This window comes from Antarctobacter sp. (assembly GCF_034670325.1).
GTDB lineage: Bacteria > Pseudomonadota > Alphaproteobacteria > Rhodobacterales > Rhodobacteraceae > Antarctobacter.
Genome location: NZ_JAXMNR010000002.1, coordinates 269,832 through 291,895 on the forward strand (window position 1 = coordinate 269,832; position 22,064 = coordinate 291,895).

21 protein-coding genes are annotated in these 22,064 nt (G+C 63.1%); 13 read left to right on the plus strand and 8 right to left on the minus strand.

The genetic code is table 11. The annotated features are described in order from the left end of the window. The first annotated feature begins 97 nt into the window (after positions 1-97). From VOI21_RS06440 to VOI21_RS06465, 6 genes are read left to right on the plus strand one after another with little or no spacing between them, the layout of a single operon-like run. The gene (locus VOI21_RS06440) at positions 98-922 is read left to right on the plus strand and encodes a hypothetical protein (protein WP_323768896.1); all 825 of its coding nucleotides are present in this window, start codon (positions 98-100) and stop codon (positions 920-922) included. A 50-nt stretch (positions 923-972) separates the two neighbouring features. Beyond that, on the plus strand, positions 973-1,590 hold the full coding sequence (locus VOI21_RS06445) for a hypothetical protein (RefSeq protein WP_323768898.1): 618 nt from the start codon (positions 973-975) through the stop codon (positions 1,588-1,590). 1 nt (position 1,591) lies between these two features. After that, entirely contained in the window at positions 1,592-1,936 is a 345-nt protein-coding gene (locus VOI21_RS06450; protein WP_323768900.1) for a hypothetical protein, read from the plus strand. A 1-nt stretch (position 1,937) separates the two neighbouring features. After that, a complete protein-coding gene (locus tag VOI21_RS06455) occupies positions 1,938-2,789 on the plus strand; it encodes a MotA/TolQ/ExbB proton channel family protein (RefSeq protein ID WP_323768902.1) in 852 nt (283 codons plus the stop codon). After that, positions 2,786-3,244, plus strand: coding sequence for a hypothetical protein (locus VOI21_RS06460; RefSeq protein WP_323768904.1), 459 nt, complete (start codon positions 2,786-2,788; stop codon positions 3,242-3,244). Before VOI21_RS06455 ends, VOI21_RS06460 begins: the two co-directional genes overlap by 4 nt. After that, a complete protein-coding gene (locus tag VOI21_RS06465) occupies positions 3,241-3,909 on the plus strand; it encodes a hypothetical protein (RefSeq protein WP_323768906.1) in 669 nt (222 codons plus the stop codon). The genes VOI21_RS06460 and VOI21_RS06465 overlap by 4 nt, the downstream gene beginning before the upstream one ends. Before the next feature lie 18 nt (positions 3,910-3,927). Here VOI21_RS06465 and prfB read toward each other — a convergent pair whose 3' ends face one another. The 4 genes from prfB to VOI21_RS06485 form a co-directional block, all read right to left on the minus strand. Next, positions 3,928-5,052, minus strand: a complete 1,125-nt coding sequence (prfB, locus tag VOI21_RS06470; protein WP_323768908.1) for a peptide chain release factor 2 — start codon at positions 5,050-5,052, stop codon at positions 3,928-3,930. A gap of 227 nt (positions 5,053-5,279) precedes the next feature. Continuing rightward, on the minus strand, positions 5,280-7,817 hold the full coding sequence (locus VOI21_RS06475) for a PBP1A family penicillin-binding protein (protein ID WP_323768910.1): 2,538 nt from the start codon (positions 7,815-7,817) through the stop codon (positions 5,280-5,282). Between the two features lie 100 nt (positions 7,818-7,917). Continuing rightward, positions 7,918-9,123, minus strand: coding sequence for an N-acetylmuramoyl-L-alanine amidase (locus VOI21_RS06480; RefSeq protein ID WP_323768912.1), 1,206 nt, complete (start codon positions 9,121-9,123; stop codon positions 7,918-7,920). Between the two features lie 63 nt (positions 9,124-9,186). Next, positions 9,187-10,332: a pyridoxal phosphate-dependent aminotransferase gene (locus VOI21_RS06485; RefSeq protein ID WP_323768914.1), complete on the minus strand. Its 1,146-nt coding sequence runs from the start codon at positions 10,330-10,332 to the stop codon at positions 9,187-9,189. 57 nt (positions 10,333-10,389) lie between these two features. Here VOI21_RS06485 and VOI21_RS06490 point away from each other — a divergent pair, with 57 nt between their 5' ends. The 3 genes from VOI21_RS06490 to VOI21_RS06500 are packed head-to-tail and all read left to right on the plus strand — an operon-like array spanning position 10,390 to position 13,035. Beyond that, positions 10,390-11,718 carry a M48 family metalloprotease gene (locus VOI21_RS06490; RefSeq protein ID WP_323768915.1) on the plus strand — a complete coding sequence of 443 codons (1,329 nt, stop codon included), beginning with the start codon at positions 10,390-10,392 and terminating at the stop codon, positions 11,716-11,718. Between the two features lie 31 nt (positions 11,719-11,749). Further along, positions 11,750-12,529, plus strand: coding sequence for a DsbA family protein (locus tag VOI21_RS06495; protein WP_416358959.1), 780 nt, complete (start codon positions 11,750-11,752; stop codon positions 12,527-12,529). A gap of 8 nt (positions 12,530-12,537) precedes the next feature. Then, a complete protein-coding gene (locus tag VOI21_RS06500; RefSeq protein ID WP_323768917.1) occupies positions 12,538-13,035 on the plus strand; it encodes a hypothetical protein in 498 nt (165 codons plus the stop codon). Between the two features lie 3 nt (positions 13,036-13,038). Here the strand turns inward: VOI21_RS06500 and ispG are convergent, their stop codons facing one another. From ispG to hemA, 3 genes are all read right to left on the minus strand, one after another. Further along, positions 13,039-14,172, minus strand: coding sequence for a flavodoxin-dependent (E)-4-hydroxy-3-methylbut-2-enyl-diphosphate synthase (gene ispG, locus VOI21_RS06505; protein WP_323768919.1), 1,134 nt, complete (start codon positions 14,170-14,172; stop codon positions 13,039-13,041). A gap of 90 nt (positions 14,173-14,262) precedes the next feature. Continuing rightward, a complete protein-coding gene (locus tag VOI21_RS06510) occupies positions 14,263-16,149 on the minus strand; it encodes a helix-turn-helix domain-containing protein (protein ID WP_323768921.1) in 1,887 nt (628 codons plus the stop codon). Positions 16,150-16,273: 124 nt separating this feature from the next. Continuing rightward, a complete protein-coding gene (gene hemA / locus VOI21_RS06515; RefSeq protein WP_323768923.1) occupies positions 16,274-17,497 on the minus strand; it encodes a 5-aminolevulinate synthase in 1,224 nt (407 codons plus the stop codon). A 261-nt stretch (positions 17,498-17,758) separates the two neighbouring features. On the opposite strand from hemA, the gene VOI21_RS06520 reads away from it, so the two are divergent. The 4 genes from VOI21_RS06520 (at position 17,759) to VOI21_RS06535 (ending at position 21,129) form a co-directional block, all read left to right on the plus strand. Beyond that, on the plus strand, positions 17,759-18,307 hold the full coding sequence (locus VOI21_RS06520; protein WP_323768925.1) for a sigma-70 family RNA polymerase sigma factor: 549 nt from the start codon (positions 17,759-17,761) through the stop codon (positions 18,305-18,307). After that, positions 18,304-18,978 (plus strand): anti-sigma factor domain-containing protein, encoded by a 675-nt coding sequence (locus VOI21_RS06525; RefSeq protein ID WP_323768927.1) that lies wholly within the window; start codon positions 18,304-18,306, stop codon positions 18,976-18,978. Before VOI21_RS06520 ends, VOI21_RS06525 begins: the two co-directional genes overlap by 4 nt. Positions 18,979-19,043: 65 nt before the next feature. Continuing rightward, positions 19,044-20,414 carry a M20/M25/M40 family metallo-hydrolase gene (locus VOI21_RS06530; RefSeq protein ID WP_323768929.1) on the plus strand — a complete coding sequence of 457 codons (1,371 nt, stop codon included), beginning with the start codon at positions 19,044-19,046 and terminating at the stop codon, positions 20,412-20,414. 178 nt (positions 20,415-20,592) lie between these two features. Then, a complete protein-coding gene (locus VOI21_RS06535; RefSeq protein WP_323768931.1) occupies positions 20,593-21,129 on the plus strand; it encodes a hypothetical protein in 537 nt (178 codons plus the stop codon). Between the two features lie 5 nt (positions 21,130-21,134). Here VOI21_RS06535 and VOI21_RS06540 read toward each other — a convergent pair whose 3' ends face one another. Continuing rightward, a complete protein-coding gene (locus VOI21_RS06540; RefSeq protein WP_323768933.1) occupies positions 21,135-22,010 on the minus strand; it encodes a glycosyltransferase family 2 protein in 876 nt (291 codons plus the stop codon). Positions 22,011-22,064 lie beyond the last annotated feature (54 nt).

Genomic DNA, 22,064 nt, shown 5'->3' on the forward strand with positions numbered 1-22,064 from the left:
AAAAGCAATTTTTGGATAGTCTGATATGTCGTTTACCGTCTTTCAATACTTGGTTCCCCGACCTTTTCTTGCCCCGATACTGGTTGCAAGCGGGCTAATGGTGGCCACCGGAGCCGCCCTTGCTCAGGATGCGCCCGACCCGGTGAGTTTCGCGGTCGAACAGTGTTCGGCGGACGACATGCTGACCAGTTGCCCGAATTACTGTCAGGTGGCTTGCACCTCGACCAAATTCCTGCTGGAAAATACCGAAGCCTGCGATGCCGCGATGACCGCACTTCCCGACGCGGATGGCGAAAGCTGCCCGCTGCCTTCGGAAACCGGCCTTGTCACGCTACAGGCCTGTATCGACGACAAACGCCTGTTGCCGCGTGAACCCAGCCGCGTCATCGCGCGCAACAAGGACCGGCTGGCGATTTTCAACGCCTTCTTCTCAGACCGCCCGGCCTGCGCGACCTCCAGCCTTGCGCTGGAAGCGATGTTTGGCTGTCTCAGCGGTGAGACCGGCGTGGTACAGCGGGAATATGACGCGATGCCCTCTCTGGGTCTCAGCGACCGGCCCCTGAACGGCGATGAACTGGTCAAGCTGGCCTGCAGCATCGGTGAGGACATGCTGATCCAGATCGACATCGGGGCCTCGTCCCTGAGTGGCCGCGCCGATGAGTTGAGCGACAAATTGGGGCAAGTCACCTCTTGCCGCCTTGAGTATTCGAAATGGTTTGCCTCGCGCGGTGAGGAATTTTGCACCAACCGGACTTTTGACAACTGCGAGGCGGTGGTTGAGGTGTTCCAGACACAGCTGCAACAATCGCTGGTCGGGGCCGAAGAACAAAACCGCCAGATCAGTGTTGTCGTCGAAAATCTGGAACGCGACCTGTCCTCGCTGACCAGCCTGGGCTTTGTCGACCCTTCTATTTGCAACTGAACCGTGCGGGCTTCGCGCGGTTTTCCTAATATTCAAGCAGGAGTACCCAGATGTTTCAGTCTCTGAAGAATTTTGCCTCCGCCCTTGTCCTTGGGCTGGCGCTGTCAATTTCCGGCACCGCGCAGGCACAGGACGGCGAAGAAGTTTCCCTTGCCAAGGTGATCGAGGACATCGCCGCGTCGCGGCAGGCGACCATCGACCGGATCGACGCGCTGTCGGCGGAGATCGACCTTGCGACGGTCGAACTGAATGAGGCGGACGCCGCCTTTGACGAGATGATCGCCACCCTGCGTGCCCATGCCGCCGTGGGCGACCCCGACGGCAGCTATGTCACCCGCCTGCAAGCACTGGAAGAATCCGCCAAGCTGGACGCACAGGCCGCCAAGGTCGAAGGTTTCCTTGATTTCGAAGAGGCCTTTCTGGAAGACGCGCAGGTGTTTTCCGACCAGCGCGGCACCCTTGTGTCCGAGTTCGAGGCGCTGGAACGCCGCATCCGCGCCGTCGAAGCAGAGCGCAAGCGCATCGTTTTCCTGATCAAGCTGCGCCGTTACGACCAGATCCAGCAGTTGTTTGCCGATGCCACCGGCATCATCCAACAGGGTGCGGACCGTGTGGCGCAGGTCGAAGACGCGCTGCGCAAGCGTGATCCCAACCTCGTCGAGAACTGAGATGACCGTCAAAGCCCGGTTCCTGCAAGCGCCCCTGGTGGGCGCTTGCGTACTGGCACTTGGGCTGACCGCCTTGCCCCTGCGCGCCGAGACACATGCCACGGTGGATGATCCCGTCGCGGAACGGGCGGACCTGATCGAGGTCGCAACCACGCTGGACGCACAGCTTTCGGTAATTCTGGACGATTTGGACGCCGAGATCGCCCTGCAGGAGGAAAACGCGGGCTTCGGGGCCTCCGCCGAAACGCTGGCCCAGATCGACGGGTTGATTGCCCGCCGCGCCGAGATGGCCGCGAAACGGGCCGAGGTGCGCGCCCTGTTGGCTGTTCTGCGCGGGGACCCGTGATATGACCCCGCTGCGCCGGGCAGAGGATCACGACTTTGGCGCTTTGCCGATCCGCCCATGGCGCAGCCTGCTGATCTCTGCCGCTCTGGTCGCGCTGACGGTGGCGGTGTTCCGCGACCTTGGCCTGACCGATCCGCGCAGCATTGCCGACGCGGCCCGCGACATGTCCCGGACGGCGACCACTTGGGTGACGGGCCTTGCAGAGACACCACCAGAGGGCGCGCCAGACGCAACACCCTCCCCGGCAGACCCGGCAATTGCCCCGGACGCACCCACCTCCCCGCCCCCTGTCCCTGAGATCGTTCCGCAGTCCTCGCCCGAAGGCGGCGGCCATCCCTTGCTGACCCGTATCCTCTCTGATCCGATTCGGTTGGTCTTTGCCGCCGGATGCCTTGCCACGCTGATCTTTATCGCGGTGCAACTGACCAGCCTTGCCATCGACACCCGGCTTGTATCCCGGCACGAGGCGCGCGCGGGGCTGTTGACGCCTTTGGCGCAACTGACCCGGCTGTTCGCGGCCCGACGCCTGCGGGTTGGCCATCCAGACCGGCGGCGGCTCGACGCCTTTGAGCTGGCCTCCGAAGGCGACATCATCGCTGACCCACTGCGGTTGGGGCTGACCGCCTTTCCGATGTTGGGCTTTTTGGGCACGGTTGTGGGCCTTTCCGGCGCGATCGAGTCGCTGCCCGGGGCAATTGGCAACCCGGACGCACTGCAACCGGTCCTGTCGGAACTGCATGTTGCCTTTGACACGACCCTATTGGGGCTGATCGGCGCGCTGATCTGCCTGATCGGCGCAAAGGCGATAGATCAGGCATGGGACCGCCTGTCGCGCCGCGCCGGTCTGGAATGACCGGGCCGCTGCGTCGCGGGCTGATCCGACCGCCAGTACTGGCCATGGTGGATGCCTTTGTCGGCGGCACAGCGATCCTGTTGATCCTGATTATCCTGTCCAGCAACCTTCAGGATCACCCCGGCAGCCAGCCGCAGGCGGATGTGGTCCTGCGCTGCGATAACGGGACCGTTGCCACCACCTTGCAGCCAGAATGGCTGCCTGCCACAGCCCCCTTGCCGCCGAATGAGGCCGCGGACTGGCTTGCCACGCACCCGCGCCCCGACCGTCTGTTGACGCGCCTCCGGCTAGAGGCGGATCAGCGGGCCTTTCGCTGTGTAGCGCGCTTTCAGCAAGCGGTCCGCCAGATGAACGACGCGACAGACGATGTCACCACTCGCGATGCCACACAGGAACGTGCCATCCTTCTACTCACCGTGGTCATGATCGACCCGCCAGGGGAGCCGGAGGAATGAGCCCGCGCCCGTTCCGCCGCAAAAGATCCGATGAGCCTGACGACAGCTATCAGCTTGATGCGGTGGTATCGCTGTTTGCGATGATCCTTGTGATCCTCGTGACCACCGCTGCGGCGACGGTGTCGGGCACCACCCGGTTTCAGTACCGGACCCAAGACGCTGAGACCGCCCCGATCCAGCTCGCCTCCCTGGCGGCCCCCTTTCCGCGACTGGAAAACTGGATCCTGCGGCGGGGGGAACTGTTGCGGATCGACTATGATGCCGCCGCGCGCCAACTGGCCGCTGCCCCGCCGCGCCTGCCGCTGGGCGCGACCGATCCGCAATCGGGGATCATCATGGCCTTTAACCCCGATCCCACTGCCACCGGCGCCTTTGAGCTGTTCGAGATGGTACTGCCCGCCGATCCGATTGTCGGCACGGGCGGGGTGATCGCAGAACGCATCGACCCGGAAGACCCCGAAGCGTTGCAGGATTGGGCAGTTCGAGACGCCCCGGCCCGCGTGCTGGCCTTTGCCTCTGGCGTGGTCCATCTGCCGGGGCTGACCGTGGCGGCAGAGGCTGCCGGTCGCCCGCTCACGGTGCGCTTTCTGGATGGCAATGCCAAGTTTTCCGAGCGTAAGACCCGCGACAGCTTTGCCTTTCGCGGGGTGTTACGGTCGTACTAGGGGGCGCGCGGCCCGACCTTAATCCTCGGCTTGGGCGTCTGCGCGGCTTTTGCCCGCGACGTTCATCGCCAGTGTCGCGGCCATGAACGGGTCAAGGTCGCCGTCCAGCACGCCCGAGGTATCGGCGGTCTCATAGTTTGTGCGCAGGTCCTTCACCATCTGGTAGGGTTGCAGCACATACGACCGGATCTGGTTGCCCCAGCCCGCATCGCCCTTGGCCTCGTGCAGGGCGTTCACCTCAGCGTTTCGCTTGTCCAGTTCCATCTGGTAGAGGCGCGATTTCAGCGCCTTCATGGCGATATCCCGGTTCTGGTGCTGTGACTTTTCCGAACTGGTCACAACGATCCCGGTCGGCGCGTGCGTGATCCGCACGGCAGAGTCGGTTGTGTTGACGTGCTGGCCACCCGCGCCCGAGGACCGGAAGGTGTCGATGCGGATGTCGGCCGGGTTCACCTCGATCTCGATATTGTCGTCGATCACCGGATAGGCCCCCACGGCGGCAAAACTTGTCTCGCGCGTGCCTTTTCCAAAGGGCGAAATCCGCACCAGCCGGTGCGTGCCTGACTCTGACTTCAGCCAGCCATAGGCGTTTGGCCCCTTGATCTGGTAAGTGGCCGATTTGATACCCGCCTCGGCACCGGACTGCTCTTCTTGCAGATCGACCTCAAAGCCGCGCTTTTCCGCCCAGCGGACGTACATCCGCGCCAGCATGTTGGCCCAGTCGCAGGCCTCGGTGCCGCCGGCACCTGCCTTGATCTCCAGAAAGGCGTCGTTGCCATCGGTCTCACCGTTCAGCAGCGCCTCAAGTTCCTTCTTCGCGGCCTTGTCCACCAGCGCGGCGATGGCTGCCTCTGCCTCGGCCACGACTTCCTCATCTTCTTCCATCTCGCCCAGTTCGATCAACTCGATCTGGTCGGCGAGATCCTGTTTCATCGAGGTATAGGTTTCCATCGCATCGACCAGTTGCTGACGCTCGCGCATCAGCTTTTGCGCCGCCGCCGGATCGTCCCATAAATTGGGGTCCTCAACCCGTGCATTGAATTCCTCCAGCCGGTGCTGGGCGGTGTCCCAATCGAGGCGCTGCGCCAGCAGGTCGAGCGATTTCTCGATCTTGTCGGCATGGTTCTGGGTCTCTGCGCGCATCTGTTATGGTCCTGTTTCGGTCCTTGGGAGTGATGCGTGATACCAAGGGGGCAAGGTGCGGGCAAGCCGGGGAAGCTGTGGCGGAAAGATTCAAACGCCGCGCACGCAGGTGAATATTCGAATGAGGCTTAGCCCGCTGTCACAGGGGCAGACGAGCCGCCCCTGCCCCCACGGGATTGGTCCGGTCCGGCCGTTGTCCCGACGTGGAACAACGGCCGATGTCCGTGTCAGTACAAGCCGCCCGAGGACAACGTGCCAAAACCCGCCTTGGGGCCCACGATGGCCTTGTCCCCGGTCGAGGTTGTGACTTCTTGCGCCACAGTCGACCCATCCGGCTGGATCAGGTCAAAGTTGCCGGAGATCGCAAAGCCGCCGTCGAACATGATGCCAAAGATCGGCTCTTCACCAATCCGAAAGCATTCGGACACGACGTTTGGCCCGCTTGCCTCATCCGGCAGACGTGCACCGGAAAAGCGGTCGATCTTGATGAACTGGCATTCGTCGGGCACCTTGAACGACCCGCCGCCGTATTTCTTGACCGCTTCGCGCATGAACTCGGTAAAGACCGGTCCGCACATGCCCCCGCCCGAGGCCCCCCGGCCCATCGACCGCGGCGTGTCGTAGCCGATGTAGCACCCGGCCACGATGTTGGAGGTGAAGCCGACAAACCAGACATCCTTGGCGTCGTTTGTCGTGCCCGTCTTGCCCGCCGTCGGCACGCTGAGGTTCACCGTCCGGCTGGCGGTGCCGCGTTCGACCACGCCACGCATCATCGAAGTCAACTGATAGGCGGTGACCGCGTTCATCACGCGCTCCCGCTCATCGGCGACTTCAGGAGCGCGACCGGGCGCCAGTTCAGGGTTGCTGCAATCCACGCAGACCCGTTTGTTGCCCACCGCCTGTTCGTGCGAATAAACGGTCGAGCCATAGCGGTCCTGCACCCGGTCGACCAGCGTAGGCTCAACCCGTTGTCCACCGTTGGCGAACATCGCATAGGCCGCGACCATCTTGAACAGGGTCGTCTCATCCGCCCCCAGCGCGTTGGCCAGCACCTGCCCCATGCGGTCATATACGCCGAATTTCTCCGCGTAGCTGGCTACGATGTCCATGCCCACTTCTTGTGCAAGGCGGATGGTCATCAGGTTCCGCGACTGTTCGATCCCCGTCCGCAGCGGCGTTGGTCCGTAAAACTTGTGAGAGGCGTTCTTGGGCCGCCAGACACCGCCACCGGTGTCAATCTCGATCGGCGCGTCCACCACGATGGTTGCCGGAGTGTACCCCGAGTCCAGCGCCGAGGCGTACACAAACGGCTTGAAACTGGAACCGGGCTGACGCTGTGCCTGCGTGGCGCGGTTGAACACCGAATGCTGGTAGGAGAACCCGCCCTGCATCGCGATCACCCGCCCGGTATGGGCGTCCATCGCCATGAAACCGCCCTGCACCTCTGGCACCTGCCGCAGCGACCAGCGCATGAACGCCCCGTCGCTGTCCTGGGTGATTGCCCGCACATGGACGACATCGCCGACCTCGAAATTCTCTTTCAGGCTGCCCGAGAACCAGTCCGTATCCGACCGCGGCAATTCTGCCCCGCGCGGATCATCCAGCGCCACGTCTTCGATCCCAAGAAGCAGCGAGTTGTCGCGCACCTCGCGCACCACCGCGACATGCCACGGGTTGCCCAGCGTGACGTCGCGCGCCACGCGCACCCGCGCCAGAGCCTCACGCCAAGCGGGTTCGTCTGTCAAAAGGGCCGCGTCCAGTGTCTTGCCGGTGCCGCGCCATTTGCCCAGGTTGCGGTCGAATTTCTCCAACGCGCGCCGCAACGCCGCAGCCGCCCTTTCCTGCATCTCTGCGTCCAGCGTCGCGCGCACCGCATAGCCGCCGGTAAAGAACTGATCCTCGCCGATGTCGCGGCTCAGCTGTCGGCGAATCTCATCCGTGAAATAGTCACGCGGCGGCAGTGAGCTTGTATAGGGTTCAAAATCGCCGGTCTGCACCGTCCGGATCGGGCTTTGCAGTGCCTCCTGATAGGTGGCTTCATCCAGATAGCCGTTTTCGTGCATCTCTCTGAGGACGAAATTGCGGCGCTCCATCGCGCCGTCATAGTTTTTCGCCGGGTTGTAGGAATACGGGGCCTTGGGATGGATCGCGAGAAAGGCCGCCTCGGCGGGCGACAGCTCTGTCAGCGCCTTGTTGAAATAGCTCTGCGCCGCTGCGGCAACACCGAAAGAGCGCACGCCCAGATCGATCTCATTCAGATAAAGCCCCAGAATCTCATCCTTGCTCAGCGCGCCCTCGACACGGCTGGCCAGAATGATCTCCTTGATCTTGCGTTCCGCCTTGCGGTCACCGGACAGCAAGAAGTTCTTCATCACCTGCTGAGTAATGGTCGAGGCCCCGCGCACATCGCGCCCGCGGGTCTGCACCGCCTGCACCCCGGCGGCGGCGATGCCGCGAATGTCATAGCCCTGATGGGTATAGAAATTCTTGTCCTCGGCCGAAATAAAGGCGTGTTTCACCAGATCCGGGATCTCTGCCGCCGAGGTGTACAGACGCCGTTCCTCGGCGAATTCGTCGATCACTGCGCCTTCGGTGGAATAGATCCGGCTGATCGTCGGCGGCGTGTATTGCGCAAGGTGGTCATGGCTGGGCAGATCGCGCCCATACATCCAGAACACCGCCCCGATGGTCAGCGCCACCATCATGGTGCCCATTGTCACAACGGCGAAGATCGCCCCGAAGAAGGAAAAGATGAAACGCAGCACCAGCCGCTCCCGTTACTCGTTCATCCTATTCCCTACAGTCCCGGGCGCGCGGCGTCAAAACACAACCGCGCGGGGTTTTGCCATAGGGGCAAGGGTTTGCCTATTGCCGCCGCAGCCGCGACAATGCCGCGTCCTCGACCAGCCATGCGGCAAGCCCGTCGCGAATGCCCTCCGCCATGCCGGCCCGCCACGCCGGGTCTTGCAGATTACGCAGGTCGGCTTGGGTCGACAGAAACCCCAGTTCCAGCAGAACCGAGGGGATGTCGGCAGATTTCAGCACTGAAAAGGCCGCCTGACGCAGAGGGTCCTTGTGGACATGACCCAGCGAGGATTCGATCCCGTCGACGATGTGGCGCGCCAGCGCCTGACTACGCGGTGTGTTGTCCAGCCGCGCGAGGTCCATCAGGATTTGCGCGACCCTGTCATCGGTGCCCGACAGGTCCAGCCCTGCCAGCAGGTCGTCGCGGTCGTGCCGTTCCGCCAGTGCCGCCGAGGCCGCGTCCGATGCCTCTTCGGCCAGCGTATAGATCGCCGCCCCGTGCGCCACGCCTTCGGACAGAGCGTCAGCGTGCAAAGAGATGAACAAGTCGGCACCCGCGTCATGGGCAAATTTCACCCGCCCCTCAAGTGAGACAAACCGATCCTCCTGCCGGGTCAGCAGCACCCGGTAGTCCCCGGCCCGCAGCAGCACCTCGCGCAGTTCCTGCGCGAAGAGAAGCATCAGGTCCGCCTCGCTGATGCCATCACGCCGTGCGCCGGGGTCTATCCCGCCGTGGCCCGGGTCCAGCACGATGGTCAGCGGGCGGTCAGGATCGGGGGTCACGCGCCGCGCCTTGGGCCGGGTTCGCACCCAAGTGGGATCAGCGGGTTGACCGGCAGCGGCGGCAAACCCTTTGGCGTCGGTCGACGAGAGTGTCAGGACAAGTTTCGCGCCTGCCCCGTCCGAGGCCACGCGCATCTCTGCCCGGTCCACTGCCATCGGCTCTGCCAGTTCGGCCACCAGCCGCGACCAGCCGGGCCGGAACACCCCCATACGCAGCGCAGCGACCCGGTCGCTCTGGTTGATGTCCTCGGGGGCCGTCCCTTGCCAGTCCACTTCGGCGAAATCCAGTACCAGCCGGTTTGGATCGGTCAGGGTAAACAGCCGCCAAGGCACGCCCTGCGACAGGTCAAGTTGCAGCTCAGTGACGCCAAAGCGGCGATCCTCGATCATGCCCCCCATCAACCGCGCAAGACCCGCATCCTGCGCCGACAAGGCACCGGCCCAAAAGCTCAGCGCCATCACAAAGGAAAGAAATCTGCTCATCTGCCCCGGTTCCGGTGGTTTGGGCGCAATCTAGCAGGCACTGAGGGACGACGCACGCGCCAGTTAACCGCGCGCCTCCATAAAGGCCTTTAGCCGCGCCAGCCCCTCTTCGATATCGGCGGTCGCCCGCGCGTAAGAAAACCGCAGCGTGCCGCCGCCCCGCACCGGGTCAAAATCCAGCCCCGGCGTCACCGCCACCCCGGCCTGATCAAGGATTTCACCGGCAAACGTCCGGCTGTCGTCTGTCAGGTGGCTGACATCGGCGTAGACGTAAAACGCGCCGTCCGGCGGTGCGATGCGGTCAAATCCCGCCTTTGGCAGCCCTTCCATCATCAGCGCGCGGTTGCGGGCGTAGACGGCCAGATTGCCCTCCAGTTCCTCCTGCGCGTCCAACGCCGCCAAAGCCGCCACCTGCGCCGCGTGGGGCGGACAGATAAACAGGTTCTGCGCCAGTCGTTCGACCTGACGGACCATGCCGTCCGGCACCACCAGCCAGCCGACACGCCAGCCGGTCATGGAAAAGAACTTGGAGAATGAGTTGATCACGATGACATCGTCGCTGACCTCCAGCGCGGTCACCGCCCGTTTGTCGTATTCGATGCCATGGTAAATCTCGTCCGACAGGAACGCCGCCCCTCGCGCCTGCGCCGCCCCGATCAGCGCCGACAAGGCGGGCTTGTCCAGCATCGTCCCGGTGGGATTCGCCGGGCTGGCCACCAACAGGCCCTCATAGTCGATCCCGGCAAGGTCTGCGGGCGTTGGTTGCAGGCGATTTTCCGCCGAGGTCTGCACCTCGACCGGCACAAGGTCCAATGCCTTGAGGATCTGCCGATAAGACGGATAACCCGGCGCCCCCAGCGCCACCCGCTCTCCCGCGTCAAAGAGCGCTGTGAAGGCAAGGATAAAGCCGCCCGAAGAACCGGGAGTGACCACCACGCGGGCCGGGTCCAGATCGACGCCGTACCACTGGGCATAGAGTTTCGCGATCCGCTCCCGCAGCGCGGGCAGGCCAAGCGCCACGGTATAGCCAAGCGCGTCCTGCTCCATCGCTTGCGCCAGTGCGGCCCGCGCGGCTGCTGGCGCGGGAGTTCCCGGCTGCCCGACCTCCATGTGAATGATACGACGACCGGCCGCTTCGGCCTGCCTTGCGGCCTCCATCACGTCCATCACGATGAAGGGATCAACCGCGCCGCGCCTTGAACTTCGCATGTCTGCCTCTCTACTGTGTCGCCAACACGGCTTACGAGCGCAAGGAGCAGCCCGTCAATGATCCGCAAACAGATCCTGCCCCGGCTGATCGCGCTGGCGACGGCGATAAGCATGATGGCCGCCGCCCCGGTGCAGGCCGCGACCACGCTGCTGCGCGATGCCGATATCGAATATGCCCTGCGCCAGTTGGGTGCGCCGATCCTCAGCGCCGCCGGTCTCAGCCCGCAACAGGTCGATATCATCGTGATCGACGACGGGTCGCTGAATGCCTTTGTGGTCGACACGCAGCATATCTTTCTGCATTCGGGCCTGATCATGAAACTGGACAGCGCCGAGGCGTTGCAGGCGGTCATTGCGCATGAGGCTGCGCATATCTCAAACGGCCATATCTCTCGCCGCCTAGGCAATCTGCGCGCGGCGCGGACCGCCGCAGGGATTGGCATGGCGCTGGCTGCCGCCGCCGCCGCCGCGGGGGCCAACAAACAGGCCGCCGCGGGAGTGGCACTGGGAAGCCAAGGCTCCGCGATGCGGCTGTTCTTTTCACACACCCGCGCCGAGGAATCCGCCGCCGACATCTCATCAGTGCGGTTCATGTCGCGCGCCGGGGTCGATCCGCGTGGCGCGCTGGAGGTGCAAAAGCTGTTTCGCGGACAAGAGGCGCTGTCTGTCGGGCGGCAAGACCCCTACATGCGCACGCACCCGCTGACCCGCGACCGACTGCGCGCCCTTGAGGGTCTGGTGGCAGGCACCAAGACACCGGGCCGCGATGCCACATCGCAATACTGGTTCAAACGCGCGCAAGGCAAGTTGACCGCATTCAAGCGCGCGCCGTCGTGGACGCTGCGGCGGCTCAAGGACAGTGGCAGTCAGGACATCGCCTATATGCGTGAGGCCGTGGCCTATCACCGGCAAGCCAACCTCAAGAAATCCCTCAGCGCCATCGACCGCGCCATCGCCCTGCGCCCCAACGATCCCTACCTGCTGGAACTCAAGGGTCAGATCCTGCTGGAATCGCGCCAGTTCGGGGCTGCGGTGCAGGTCTATAAGGCCGCTGCCAACCGTGCACCGCGAGAGCCGCTGATTCTTGGCGGGCTGGGGCGCGCGCTTCTGGCTGCCGGTCAGCCGAAACAGGCACTCAGCGCGCTGGAGGCCGCGCGCGGGCGCGATTTCACCGATGCGCGGCTGTTGCGTGACCTTGCGGTCGCCTATGCCAAGACCGGCCAGAATGGCATGGCTTCGATCTCGACCGCCGAACGCTATGCCCTACAGGGCCGAATGAAAGACGCCAAGCTGCACGCCGAACGCGCACTTGCCACGTTGCCGCGTGGCTCTGCCCCGTGGCAACGGGCACAAGATGTGCTAAGTGCCGCCCAACAGGCCAAATAAACCGATAACACACCTTTTTGCGGGAGTTCCCATGTTCCTTTCCAAGTCTTTCCTGAGCAGTTCCGCTGCCGCCTTCTGTCTTTTTACCGCCCCTATGGCGCTGGCGCAGGACGCAGGCTCGTTCGATTTCGCCAATATGACGCCTGAACAGAAAACGGCATTTGGCGCAGAGGTGCGCGCCTATCTGCTGGAAAACCCGCAGGTCATCATGGAGGCGGTCGCCGTTCTGGAAGAACGCGAAAAGGCCGCGCAGACCGCTCAGGACGACACGCTGGTCGCGGACAATCTGGCCCGCCTGCTGGATGATGGTTTTTCATGGGTTGGCGGCAACCCCGACGGCGACGTGACGGTCATCGAGTTTTCCGACTACCGCTGCGGGTTCTGCCGCCGCGCCCACCCAGAGGTCACGGAACTGATCGAATCAGACGGCAATATCCGCTATATCGTCAAGGAATTCCCGATTCTGGGTGAGGCCTCTGTCGTGTCGTCGCGCTTTGCCATTGCCACCCAGATTGTTGCGGGGAATGAGGCCTATAAATCTGTCCATGACGCGCTGATCACCCTCGAAGGCAACCCCGGCAACGGACCGCTCCGTCGCATCGCCGAGACGTTGGGTCTGGATGCCGAGGCCATCATGGCAGAGATGGACAGCGAAGAAGTCACCCGCCGCATCAGCGAGACACGGGAATTGGCGCTGGCGATGAACATCAATGGCACGCCCAGCTTTGTCTTTGGCGACCAGATGGTGCGCGGCTACGCGCCGCTGCCGACCATGCGCCAGATCGTTGATGAGGTCCGCGAGGCTCAATGATATCCGGTGTGGTGCGATGGCTGTTTGCAGCCGTCGCGCTGATTGCAAGTGCCGGAGGTCTGGCGGCCGACGCCGGTCCATTGGCCGAATCTGACGGCGGTTTGAAGGCCGACTTCCTCGGGCGCCTCCGGGCGCTCGAAGCGCCCTCTGCGCCGCTGGACATGTACGCGGACGAGAAAAACGCCGACCTTGCGCGGATCGCGCAGCAGGCGGATTTGTTCGATACGGCCCGCCCGGGATACGGCACAGATGGGCCACCGATTATCGCGCTGTTCCACGGGCCAGATTGCACCGACTGCGCCACCGCCATGTCGGAGCTGGAGCGTCTTTCACTGGACCTGTCGATCCGTGCGGTGCTGCTGGATGTCGCTGTCCATGAAAACGCCGCCATGATGGCGGCGCTGGGGTTGGACATGCTGCCGTCCTACGTCATGCGGGACCGGATGATCCGGGGTCACATGCCCGCTTTTGTCCTCGAACGCTATATAACCGAGTCAGCGGACTGACCGCTATTCCGCGGCCTCTGACGCTGCGGCCTCTTCGGCATTTATCACGGCAGCGCGTTTTTCGACTTCTTCCACGATGTGTTCGACCATCTGGTCGTTCGACATCTTGTGGCTGGCCTTGCCCGCCAGATAAACCATGCCGCTGCCCGCGCCGCCGCCGGTAAAGCCGACATCGGTCATCAGCGCCTCACCGGGGCCGTTCACGACACAGCCTATGATCGACAGGCTCATCGGAGTCTTGATGTGCTCCAGCCGCTTTTCCAGCGTCTCGACCGTCTTGATCACGTCAAAACCCTGCCGCGCGCAGGATGGGCACGAGATGATGTTGACGCCGCGATGGCGCAGTCCCAGAGATTTCAGGATCTCGTAGCCGACCTTGACCTCTTCGACCGGGTCCGCGGACAGCGAAACGCGGATCGTGTCACCAATGCCCATCCACAGCAGGTTGCCAAGACCAATGGCAGATTTGATCGTGCCGGATGTCAGGCCGCCTGCCTCTGTAATGCCAAGGTGGATCGGCGCGTCGGTCTGATCCGCAAGTTGCTGATAGGCGGCGGCGGCCATGAAGACATCCGAGGCTTTGCAGCTGATCTTGAATTCGTGAAAATCGTTGTCCTGCAGGATCTTGATGTGATCTAGACCACTCTCGACCATCGCGTCGGGGCACGGCTCACCATATTTTTCCAGCAGGTGCTTTTCCAATGACCCTGCGTTCACGCCGATACGGATGGAACAGTTGTGGTCGCGCGCCGCCTTGATGACCTCGCGCACGCGGTCCTGATTACCGATGTTTCCGGGGTTGATCCGCAGACAGGCGGCCCCCGCCTCGGCGGCCTCGATACCGCGTTTGTAGTGGAAATGGATGTCGGCGACGATCGGTACCGGGCTTTCGCGCACGATTTCCTTGAGCGCGCGCGAGGAATCCTCATCGGGCACGGATATCCGCACGATGTCGGCCCCCGCATCCGCAGCGGCCTGCACTTGCGCGATGGTGCCGGGAATATCGGTGGTGACGGTGTTGGTCATCGTCTGGACGGTGATCGGAGAATCGCCACCGACCGGCACGTTGCCGACCATGATCTGGCGCGATTTGCGACGATAGATATTCCGCCACGGTCGGACGTGGTTGAGGCTCATGCGCTCTGTCCTGTGTTAGCTTGCATTTGCGGAGAACATAGTCATTCGCGCGCGCCCAGACCACCCGTGATCAGACCGCATTTTGCGAGATCACTGGCCCTGAAGCTGAAGTTCGGCCACCACCTTGGCAAGGGTCCGGTTTTGGGTCAGGTCCGCCACTTCCAGCTTTTGCTGGATCGCTTCGGCCGACAGCGCAAGGTCGCGGCCAAATTTACCGCTCTGCCCGTAGGGACCGTAGGTTTGGCCATTGACCGCAAAGAACACGCCACCGGCATTGCCGGAGAAAATTGTTGCGGCCTGTTCGGTCTGCGGCACCTGATAGCTGTCGCCCGGTTTCAGCAGGCGTGCCAAGAGTTTCTTGCCCGAGGGTGAGGTCACTTCGACCCAAGTCTCGGCCACCGCCACCACGGTGATGCCCGGTGCGGGTTCTGCGGTAACGCGCGGAATGGTCAGTTGCGGTGCCGGAACCGGATCGGCGGTCAGGATTGGGGCCGCAGGTTCGGCCACAGCCACCGGGGCGACCGGGGTCGGCGCGGGAGCAACCGGTGCGGGCAGCGGGGTCGGTGCGGGCGCTTCGGCAAGCACTGCCGCCAGCGCGATGCGGTCCGGACGGGCCACTGGCGGCACCGACGGGATATTACGAGCAAGTTCGGTCAGGATCGGCGTCTGTGCAGCGCGTTTCACCGGCTCGATTTCAACTGGCGTGACACTGGCCAGTTGTGGCGCCGGGGCCACCTGCGGTGCGGCCATGTTCAAGTCCGTCAGCACCGCCATCAGGTCGCGGTCCTTTGCGGTGTTCGCCACGTCGTAGCGGTCCACCACGTCTGCTGCGGCCAGTGAGATTTTGCTGGTCACGCGACCGGGGGTGCCTGCGGGGCCAAAGGTCTGCCCGTTGACAGAGAAATAGACCGCGCCAGATTCACCGACACGGATACGCGGATTCACCGCGCTGCGCGGCACGGCAAAGGTATCGCCGGCATTCAGCACGCGCGAGATCAGCACACCACCCGTTTCATCCCGCACTTCGACCCACGCGGGGCGCACGGCAACGACGGTAACGCCCTTGGGCGCGGACAGCGGCGCGGCAGGAGCCGCGGATTCGGGTATGACCCCCTCGGCCACAAGACGTTGGGCCAGTGCGGCTGCCGCCAATGAACTGTCCTGCACCGACGGAAGGGCCGGACGGCCGTTCCCGGCAAAGACGCCGACACGCTCTGGGTCCAGCGTCGAGATCGGCGCATCGCGCGCAACAAGCACAGGCACATCCAGCGCCTGCGGACGGTAGAGCCGGTCAAAGGCTTCGGTGGTGGGCGGAGTAAATACGCCCGCAAGCTGCGGGTTGTCGTCCTCAACCCGTGCGCTGGGGGCGATGGCCGCCTGCAGCGGGTCAAGTTCGCTCAGGACGATCGGGGTTTGATCCACCGGCGTCACCTGAACGCGCTGCACCTCTTGCAGGACGCGGTAACCGCCATACCCGATGCCGCCAATCAGCGCCAACAACACCAGAGAGGACCCAAGCGCGCCGGGTTCGACCCGCGACAGCAAGCTATCGCCCGCAGGCGCGAAAGGCATCCTGGGCTCGGCAATGGAGTCGCGGGCACGCGGGCGCGGCTCATCCTTGCGCGGCTTGCGCACAACAGAGGCCTCTTGCGACATGCCATGAGCGACGGAAAACCCGCTTTCGGCGCAGAAATGTGCAAACGCCTCATCCGGGTCCATACCCAGATAGCGTGCATACGAACGGACATATCCAGCAATGAAGCCGGGCGTATCAAAGGCAGAGGGATCACAGTTTTCAATGGCCGCAATATAGCTGGCCTTGATCCTCAGCTCTCGCTGGACGTCAAGCAGCGACTTACCCATAGTCGCCCGTTCGCCCCGCATGACGTCACCCAGCTTCAACTTGAAGTCGTCAAAGCTTTGTGGCGATGTCCCATCGCCACTGTCGTCACGGTGCTGGGATTTTCGCCCAATCATAGCGAGACTGCCCCATCTTACCCATCTTTATGTGCCTGCCCGGTCCAGGCAGCACGATTCGCGCAACCCGGTTATTGCTGTAAGGGTAACACATCTCAAGCCGTTTGACAGGAATACGCGGGGTTTAGCCGGCCATTTCAGCGCGATTCAGCGCACAGTGGCTCCACAGCTCGTCCATTGCGTGAACAAGACGGTCCATTTCCTTCGGACCGTGCACCGGAGAGGGTGTAAACCGCAGCCGCTCTGTGCCGCGAGGCACGGTGGGGAAGTTGATCGGCTGAACGTAGATGCCATAACCCTCAAGCAACATGTCCGACAGTTGCTTGGTATGGACGGGATCGCCGACGATTACCGGCACGATATGTGTGCCGTGATCGATGATCGGCATGCCCAGCCCCTTGAGACGGGTCTTGAGGATCTTCGCCTGTGTCTGGTGTTGGTCGCGCAGCGACTGGTCACGCTTGAGATGCGCGACAGAGGCGGTTGCGCCCGCAGCCAGTGCCGGGGCCAGCGAGGTTGAAAAGATGAAACCGGGCGCGTAGGAGCGCACCGCGTCACACATCTTTTCCGAGGCGGCGATATAGCCGCCCATCACGCCATACGCCTTGGCCAGCGTTCCGTTGATGATGTCGATACGGTGCATCAGGCGGTCGCGTTCCGCCACCCCTGCCCCGCGTGGCCCGTACATACCGACCGCGTGCACCTCATCGATGTAGGTCAGCGCGCCGAATTCATCGGCCAGATCGCACAGTTCCTTGATCGGGCCAAAGTCGCCGTCCATCGAATAGATCGATTCGAAGGCGATCAGCTTGGGCGCGGCGGGATCGTCGGCCTCCAGCTTGGCGCGCAGGTCGTCCAGATCGTTGTGTTTGAAGATGCGCTTTGCACCGCCATTGCGGCGGATACCCTCGATCATCGACGCGTGGTTCAGCTCATCCGAATAGATGATCAGACCCGGGAAAAGCTTGGGCAGAGTGCTGAGCGTTGCGTCATTGGCTATATAGGCAGAGGTGAACAGCAGCGCCGCCTCTTTGCCATGCAAGTCGGCCAGTTCAGCCTCCAGCCGCTTGTGATAAACCGTTGTGCCCGAGATATTGCGCGTCCCGCCGGATCCTGCACCGGTGGCGTCGATCGCCTCATGCATGGCGTCCAGGACAACCGGATGCTGCCCCATGCCCAGGTAGTCATTGCCACACCAGACGGTGATCGGTGCTTCGCTGCCGTCAGGCTTGCGCCAAGAGGCGTGCGGGAATTGGCCATTCTTGCGTTCGATGTCGATGAAGGTGCGGTAACGGCCTTCCTCATGCAGACGATTAAGGGCGTCATCCAGTTTCGCGGTGTAATCCACCGGGCTCCTCCTTCTACTTACGACCCTTATTTGGGGCCGGTGCTGCGGGCACAGCTTATTCAAGTTCATGAATAACTAAAGCCCTCGGACCTATCTGTCTACCGTTTAGGGCCGGACCAACGGTCGCATCCTTGATCTGAATCAATGGATACCCCGGAACAAGGCCGCCGTCGAAACCAAATGACGCATATCGGAAACATGATTGCATTGCCTCAGCGTCAGGTGGCACTAGTGTCTTTGTCCTTGCAGACCGGAGCGCGCATGACAACCCGTAGCGACATCGAGACACTGATCGCGCGCACCGCCCTGCGCGACCGGGCCGCGTTTGGCGCGCTCTATGATGCGACCAGCGGCAAGCTGTTGGCAGTTTGTCATTCGGTACTGAAGGACCGTCACGAGGCAGAGGATACACTACAAGAGGTGTTTTTGCGAGTGTGGAACAAGGCCGATCGCTATGCGGTGACTGGCCACAGCCCGATGACATGGCTGATCACCGTTGCGCGCAACATCGCGATCGACCGTCTGCGGGCGCGACAAAAAGCGCAAACTGGCAAGGACGGGTCCGAAACCGATGTTCTGCCTGACACCCGGCCCGGGCCGGAGGCGTCGATCATCGCCGCCTCGGAAAGCCGTCGGATCGTCGCCTGTCTGGGCGAGCTGCCCGGTGAGCGCGCCAATGCGGTGCGCGGTGCCTATCTGGAAGGGGCGAGTTACACAGACCTCGCCATGCGGTTTGACGTTCCGCTGAACACCATGCGAACTTGGCTGCGCCGCAGTCTGCAAAGCCTCAGGGAGTGCATGTCCCGATGAGCGCCGACCTGCCAGAAATGCCCGACGACGGCGATGACCTGATGGCCGCCGAATACGTGCTGCGCCTGCTGTCGCCGGATATCGAGCGCGCCATGGACCGCCGCGTCCTCGACGACCCTGTCTTTGCCGCCCGGGTCCGGGACTGGGAAGCGCGGCTTGCGTCCATGACCGATGAACTGGGCGACATAACGCCGTCGCGGCAGACCAAACGCGCTTTGATGGAAGCGATTGGAGGCAGGCCTGAGTCGCCCGCGCGGCGCTGGTGGCTGGGCACCGGGCTTGGGCTGGCCACGGTTGCGGCCCTGCTGGTCATCTCGCCACTGCCATCGCTTTTGCGGGGACCGGAGTTTGAGGCGCAAATTGCCTCTGCCGATGGCACATTGCGGCTGAATGCGACGGTCACCGGCGCGGAACTGGTGCTTGCGCGCCTCGAAGGCGGTCCGCGTCCCGGTCGCGCGCTGGAGCTTTGGCTGATCGCCGAGGGCGCGCCCGCCCCCGTGTCGCTGGGGGTTCTGCCAGAGGCGGACAGCACCCGGATCGCGCTGACACCAGCCCTGACGGTGCAACTGACCGGCGCGGCGCTGGCGGTCTCGGATGAGCCGCCAGGCGGCTCCCCCACCGGCACGCCCACGGGCGAGGTTCTGGCGGCGGCCCCACTGGTCGCGCTATGAGCCGACCGGCTGGACAGCGCCCTGCCCTCTGTTAGGGTCCGCGTGAAATCCAGCAGGAGAGTCTCATGTCCCTCGACGCCACCCTTTCCCAGATCGATTCCGACCTGCCCGCAGCCCTCGACCGGTTGATGGCGCTGCTGCGCATCCCGTCGATCTCGACCGATCCGGCTTATGCGGACAAGTGCCAGCAGGCCGCCGATTGGCTGGTTGCTGACCTTCAAAGCCTTGGCATCAAGGCCGAGGCGCGCCAGACCCCCGGTCATCCGATGGTTGTCGGCCATGTCGATGGCGACGGTCCGCACGTGCTGTTTTACGGTCACTATGATGTGCAACCGGTCGATCCGCTGACCCTCTGGGGCCGCGATCCGTTCGATCCGCAAATCGAGGAGACGCCCAAAGGCAAGGTGATCCGCGGGCGCGGTGCCTCCGACGACAAAGGCCAGTTGATGAGCTTTGTCGAGGCGTGCCGGGCGTGGAAAACCGTCCATGGCACCATGCCCTGCCGCATCACCTTTTTCTTCGAAGGCGAAGAGGAATCAGGCTCGCCGTCGTTGATCCCTTTCCTTGAGGCCAACAAGGAAGAGTTGCAGGCCGATCTTGCGCTGATCTGCGACACCGGCCTGTTCGAAAGCCGGGTGCCGTCGATCATCACCCAGTTGCGTGGTCTTCTGGGTGAGGAAATCACCCTGACCGGCCCGGACAAGGACCTGCATTCGGGCATGTACGGCGGCGCGGCGCGGAACCCGATCACTGTGCTCTGCAAGATCCTTGGCAATCTGCACGACGTCACCGGGCGCATTCAGGTGCCGCATTTCTACGATGGCGTGCCAGAGCTGTCGGACGACATCAAGGCACAGTGGGACGCACTGGATTTCGATCACGGCACCTTTCTGGGTGACGTGGGTCTGGCCAAACCCGCCGGGGAACAAGACCGCTCAGCGCTGGAGATGATCTGGTCGCGCCCCACCGCCGAGGTCAACGGCATCATTGGCGGCTACACCGGCGACGGGTTCAAGACCGTGCTGCCGTCCAAAGCCTCGGCCAAGGTCAGCTTTCGCCTTGTCGGCCAGCAGGACCCGCACAAGCTGAGGGAGCATTTCCGTGACTGGGTCCGCGCGCAACTGCCCGAGGATGTGACGGCGGATTTCCACGGCCACGGCGCCTCTCCCGCCAGCCAGATGCAGACGACCCATCCGGCGTTTGAATCCGCCCGCAGCGTGCTGGGCGCGGAATGGGGGTATGACGCCGCCTTTACCGGCTGCGGCGGGTCGATCCCCGTGGCGGGGTATTTCAAATCCATTCTGGGGATGGATTCGATGCTGGTCGGCTGGGGCAAGGACGACGATCAGATTCATTCTCCGAACGAAAAATATGATGTCGAGAGCTTTCACAAAGGCATCCGCAGCTGGGCGCGCATCCTGCAAGCGATCCGATAGGCCCGGCGGGCGGGGCCTTGCGGCCCTGCCCCCAGCGTGTCGCGTTTCGGGGAGGGCGATGGCAGATAGCGGGCCGCTTTCCACCCCATGCATATTGCATTGTGGATAAAAACCCGGTTCTGGCCACATTTCGCCGCGAATCCCGCCCCATTCCCGCGTTAACGATTTGGGTATGACAATGCCCTATCGCCCCTCCGCCTTTCGCAAGCAAGATCACGGCGACTTTAGCCGCCGGGTTCAGCTTATCGACCCGACAGCACAGTTCGGCGGGCTACCCAACCGATACCGGGCCCAGCCCAAAGTGGTGACAGCAGCCCTGCTGGGATTTGGGGCCGCCTACACGGCTGCGGCGATCGGGACCAACCGGGACCGGATCGAAGCTGTTTTGCGCCAGCAAGGGCTAACCCCGGACACGCACCACCTGATCCTTTCGGTGTTGACCGCCGCCCTCGCCGCGACGCTGGTCATGCTGACGGTTCAGGTCGTTCGGACAGCCCTGACCGCCGGCGTTGGACGCAAGAACGGGCGGGCCTATGTCCTCGGCGCGGCTCTGGCATTTGCCATGTTCTACACGCCGGAAACGATCTGGTTGCTGGGATATGACCTGCTTGACGGCCATTCACAGGGCTTTCTGTCCAAAGCCGGTGAGATCGTCGGAGAGGTCATCCCGGGACTTGCCATCGACCAGATCCGCTTTACCTCGTCGCGCGGATAGCCCTGTTAAATCAAGCCTGTGAACCGGTCAGGAAGCACATATTGCCCGTCATAGTCCGGTCGTTTGAAGGCATAAAATCCTGTTTCGCCGCGCGGTGCCCAGCTGCGTTTCATGCGCCATCGGACCCATGACAGGTCAAACCCCTCTTGCATCGGCAACCGCGCAAACGCATCGAACACCTCGCGGTCTGCGCCGCGCGCCTCGGCAAACCAGTGCCGTCCGATCGCGGTGTCCTGAATGCCGGTCCCAATCTCTGCCGTGACCTGATTGCGCGCATTCATTGTGGCCGCGTAGGTGTTGAAATCGCAGAATTTCAGGTGGAACAGATATAGCTCGTCGGGGGCAATCAGGTGCTCGAACTGGGTGAAATGCCCTCCGCGCGCGATCTTGACCCCGTGACTGATCACGCAGGGTTTGGAGTAATGCGGCGCCAAACGGACGTGCCGCCGGGGCCCAAGGATCGGGCCAATGATCTCTGCCGGTTCGATATCGGTGCGGTGGATCACTTCCAGACCCAGCGGCGTCAGAACGCGTTTGGGCCGCGCGTCCCGAAGGTAATCCAGCAAAGACCCGCCATGCGCCGGGTCAACCACCACCAATTCATCTACGTCGCCGACGACCACATGCGTGTAATAGCAGCGCAATCCCTGCACGAGGTTGTTCAGCATACGCCAGCGTTTCATATCGAAATTCGGATGAGGATCTCCGGGTATCCCAATGATATTACACCCTTCTGCGAGTTTCTCCACATCGTCGCCACGGCCATGGTTGACGATATAGCAGTTCTCCCGCCCCAAGGTTTCGCCGTAGTGGCGCAGCCATGCCTTCAAAAAGAAGGCATCCCCGCGCACCATGGTCAGCGCCGCCGCAACCGATTGCATCTGCTCTGGCCTCTTCGCCTGTTGTTTTGCCGCCAGACTACCCCAGCCCGTGCA